The organism is Frankia sp. CeCAU1, from assembly GCF_977971845.1.
In genome coordinates this window covers 1-4,541 of record NZ_CDWWXA010000224.1, presented here as the reverse complement: position 1 = coordinate 4,541, position 4,541 = coordinate 1, and the positions used below count along the sequence as shown (strand labels likewise).

General features: G+C 73.7%; 2 pseudogenes. One reads left to right on the top strand and one right to left on the bottom strand.

Annotated features, from left to right (window positions below):
* Positions 1 to 6: 6 nt before the first annotated feature.
* Positions 7 to 3,945: pseudogene (gene mobF, locus AC08OO_RS22575) on the top strand (MobF family relaxase); the annotation flags it as partial.
* A 312-nt stretch (positions 3,946 to 4,257) separates the two neighbouring features.
* Here mobF and AC08OO_RS22570 read toward each other — a convergent pair.
* Positions 4,258 to 4,541, bottom strand: a pseudogene (locus AC08OO_RS22570) (winged helix-turn-helix domain-containing protein); the annotation flags it as partial.

The following is a 4,541-nucleotide window of genomic DNA, read 5'->3' as shown; positions in this document are numbered from 1 at the left end:
CCGTGGTTGGCGGCGGTGCGGGAGGCGGGGACGGGCCGGTGGCTGGTGAGTGCGACGGAGGTGGATCGGTTCTGTGCCGCGCGGGTGCCGCCGGCGGTGGTGTTGGGCTATGACGTGACGTGTTCGGCGCCGAAGTCGGTGTCGTTGCTGTGGGCGTTCGGGGATGAGGAGATTCGCCGGGATGTGGCCGCGGCGATGGACGCCGGTGTGGAGGCGGTGCTCGGCTATCTGGAACGGCATGCGACGGTGGGCACCGTTGCCGGCCGGAACCGTCCGGGGGTGGGGGTGGCGGCGGTGTCGTACCCGCATGAGGTGTCGCGGAGCGACGAGGCCCATCTGCATGTGCATTCCATCGTGGTGAACGCGACCGCCGTCCCCGATCTGGATGAGCAAGGCCGGCCGGTGGCCGATGAGCAGGGCCGGGGGCGGGTGGACTGGCGGGCGTTGGACGGGGAGGTGTTCCTCTCCCACGTGAAGACCGCTGGCTATGTGGGGGCGGCGGCGCTGCGCCATGAGCTGTCCCGGCGGCGCGGACTGGCCTGGGGGCCGGTGCGTAACGGGGTGGCTGAACTCGCCGCCTTCCCCGCGCAGCTGCTGGCGGCGTTCTCCACCCGGCATGGGGAGGTCCAGGCCGAGTACGCCCAGCTCGTCGCCGACGGGTTGACGCCGGGTGGGGTGACCGAGGCGGCGGCGCAGCGCGGTTCCCGGGCGGCGAAGAAGGTCCTCGCTGACGCGCAGGTCCGCCGCATCCAACACGAACGGCTGACGGCCGCCGGATGGACGCCGCAGCGGGTCCGTGCCCTTGCCGCACCCGCCTCCCGGAACCGGGCCCCGGTCGACGGTGAGGACCTGGCCGGGTTGTGCGACCTGCTGACCGGCCCGGCCGGATTGACCGAGCACGACTCGACGTTCGACCGCCGTGCCGTGGTACGACGGGTGGCCGCCTGGGCCGCCGATCGGCTGCCCGCGGACGAGGTCGACCGGCTCACCGACCAGGTGTTGGCCGACCGGCGGATCGTCCTGCTCGGCCACAGCGCCGCCCGGGCCCGCCAGCAACCCGAGCCGGTGTACACGACGCAGGAACTGCTCGAGGTCGAGGACACCCTGCTGGCCCTCTGCCGGCAGGGCCGGGTTGAGGCCGGCGCGCAGCCGCGGATCCTCGTCGACCCGGCCACGCTCGAAGCCCATCTCGCCGCCGCGCAGCAGCGGCCGTCATCGGACGGCCCGGGTGGCGTCGGCGGCGAGGACGGCGGCGGCCAGGGGAACGGCGGCCAGGGGAGCGGTGGGCCGTCGGGGCCGGCGCTGTCGGCCGAGCAGATCACCCTCGTGCGCCGGCTGCTCACCTCCGGGGATCTGGTGCGGCCGGTCGTCGGGCCGGCGGGGTCGGGGAAGACCGAGGCGATGCGCCTGCTGACCCGGATCGTCCACGCCGGCGGCGGGCAGGTGTTCGCCGCCGCGCACGGGGGCCGGCAGACCGAGGAACTCACCGGCCGGATCGGGGTGGCCGGGCGGGTGGTGTCCGGCTGGCTGACCCTGCTCGATCACACTGAGGATCCGGGCCGGGTGTGGCCGGCGGGCAGCGTGGTCATCGTGGATGAGGCCACGCAGGTCTCGACCCGGGACGCCGCCCGACTGGCGCGGTATGCGTCTCGGACCGGGACCGTGCTGATCCTGCTCGGTGACCCGGCGCAGCTCGGCGCGGTCGGCGCCGGCGGCTGGTACGCCCATCTCGTCGCCTCCACCCCCGACGTGCCGGCGTTGGGCAGTCTGCACCGGCAGACCGGCGCGGCGCTTGCGCCGGTCCGCGCCGCCCTCGGCGCGCTGCGCGCCGAGGGCGGCGCGTCGGCGAGGAAGGCTCTCGAGCTGCTGGCCGCGGACGGGCGGATCCGCCTGTTCGACTCCCGCGAAGCACTGCTCGCCCAGGTCGTCAACGACTGGTACACCGAACGCACCGCACCGCACCCTCGAGGCGCCACCGACCCGGACAGTGCCACCGACCCGGGCAGCGTGGACGGCGCGGGCAGCACGGAGGGCGACGGGTGGACGGCCGCCGGTCCGGGACGGCGCCGGTCAGGGGGTACGGTCCGGCCCCGACCCGCGGCAGCGTTGCACATGATGGCCGAGCGGACCCGCGACGTGGAGATCCTCGCCCGCGCCGCCCGTGACCGTCTCGCCGCCGACGGCACCCTGACCGGACCGGTCCTGACCGTGGCGGGCCGGGACTTCCAGGCCGGCGACGAGGTCATCACCCTGACCCAGACGGGTCACACCCTGATCCCCGCCGGTAAGCCCGCCTCGGCCTACATCCGTACTGGCACCCTCGGCCGGGTCACCGCCGTCCACCTGGATCCCGACCATCCTGACCGGCAGGCCCTCACCGTCCGCTTTCCCAGGAAGGGCAGCGTGCGGGTGCCGTGGGAGTACCTCACCCACCGGTTCACCGATGGTCGCACCGGCGGTCTCGGCTACGCCTACGCGATCACTGCGGCGAAAGCCGAAGGCTCCTCCCTGCCCACCGCACGAGCCGTCGCCCCCGACGACACCAGCCGCGCCGGCCTCTACGTCATGCTCTCCCGAGCCCGGACCGATCTCGCGGCCTACGTCATCCGCCGGGCCGATCTCGAAGCCGACCTTGACGAAGAAGACTGGCTGCCCGTCCTGCGTGACCCGACCGGACCCCTCGAACGCTTCGCCGACCACCTCGCCCAGTCCCGCACCGAACGCCTCGCCAGCGAGTACGACCCGCTCGCCCACGCTGCCCACCGGCTGCGGCGCACCCACACCCTCGCCGGCCTCGCCCGACTCCCCGCACCCCCGCCATCCGGCGGCGCGCACCGCGCGGCCGGCGCGCCGCCCGCGCCGCCCGCCGTGCTGCGACGCGCGGAACTCGCAGCGGAAGCGGCCCTGCGCACCGCCGCCGTCGCCAACCCGCCCGCCGATCTCGTCGCTCGCATCGGGCCACGACCCGCCGCCGCCGGCGCCGACCGCGCTCTGTGGGACCGGGCCGTCGGCGCCCTCGCCGTCCACCACGCCCGCTACCGGCCGGCCGTCCCACCCCACGACCCTGGACCCCCACTCTCATCCGGCGAACCGGCCGGCACCCTACGGGCCCGGTGGATGCTGCACCATGATCAGGCCACGCGCCTCGCTCGAACCTGGGCCGACGTCCTACCCCGCCGGGCCCGCGCCCGCTTCCACAGCCGCGCCGAACAGATCCCCCGCGCCCGCGCCATCGCCGGCCTGCACGCCCTGCTCGACAACGGCCATCAGCCCGCTGATCTTCTCGTCGCGTTGACCCGCGAGGACCAGAGCAGCGTCCGCACCGGCGCCGCCGTGCTCGACCACCGCGTCACCGACCTCTGCCAGCAGCAGGGACTCCACCCCACCGACTATCTCCTCCCCCCGCCGCGTCCGGCCCGCGACGAGTGGAACGAGCTCGTCGGCCTGCTCGACACCTGCGAGATCCACCACCTGGCCCGTCACCCCACCGCCCAGCTCGCCGCCGAACGCCGCCACCTCCGCGACGCTCAAGGCGCGACCGTCCCGCGGGCGAGGCCACACGGAGAAGGCAGCCGGGAAAGCACCGTCGAGGCACGCACCGGCCGCCAGGACAGGCTCCGGCTGATCGAGGAAGCCCTCGACCGGCAGATCGCGCACGCCGTGTTCCGGGCCGGTATCGACCCCGCCGACTACCTCACCGGACTCCTCGGTGCCCGTTCCAGCGCAGGCCTGGACGCCACCGGATGGGATAGCCGGGTCGAGGCCGTCGAGGGGTTCCGCCACCGCGACCTCGGCCTGCCCTACGGCACCCCGGCCACCACCGACGGCGAGACCGACCCGCTGCGCCGCGCCGTCGGCGACCGGCCCACCGATCCGGCCCTCGCGGAGGGCTACCGGGGAATACGTGCGCTGATCCGGGAGCACACCCCAACCCTCGATTTATGATCCACTCCCGGTCGGGCCGAGTCGGGTCTGCACGGTGGCGTCAGGGCTCGACGGTGTGACCGGCGTAGCGAGGGGCGTTGTTGTCCGGATTGGTCGTGTGCGGCAGCGTTTCCGATCTTGTGCATTGCGCCTTCCAGGGTTTTGGGAGCAGCCGGTTCATCGCAATGGCAAATAGGCGTGAGTATGGCCAGCAGGCGTGGCGATGTGGCGCCAAACTGTAGGAATCGGAAGCCGGGGTAAGCCGGTTTTGTGAGGTGAACGTGACGGGGAGGCGGTGCATGCGGCCGGCAGCGCCGGCCTCGTGCCGGGCGGTCATGACCTGAGGTGGGGGATGTAGCGGCGGGCGGTGCCTTCGTTCAGGCCGATGAGGGGAGCGAGGTCTTTGGCGAGGGCGTAGACGGACCGGGGGTCGTTGGCGGGCAGGGCTTCGAGGAGCTTCTGGAGCCTGGCCTTCTTCGTGCCGGGTCTGACCGTGACCGGCTGGGATGCTGTTTTCGTTCCGGGATCGTTCCCGTTCTTCTCGGGGGTGATGATCGTCGTGGGTTCGGGGCTCGGCGGGGCGCCGGGCGCCGGGGGCGCGGCGGCTGGAGTGGGCG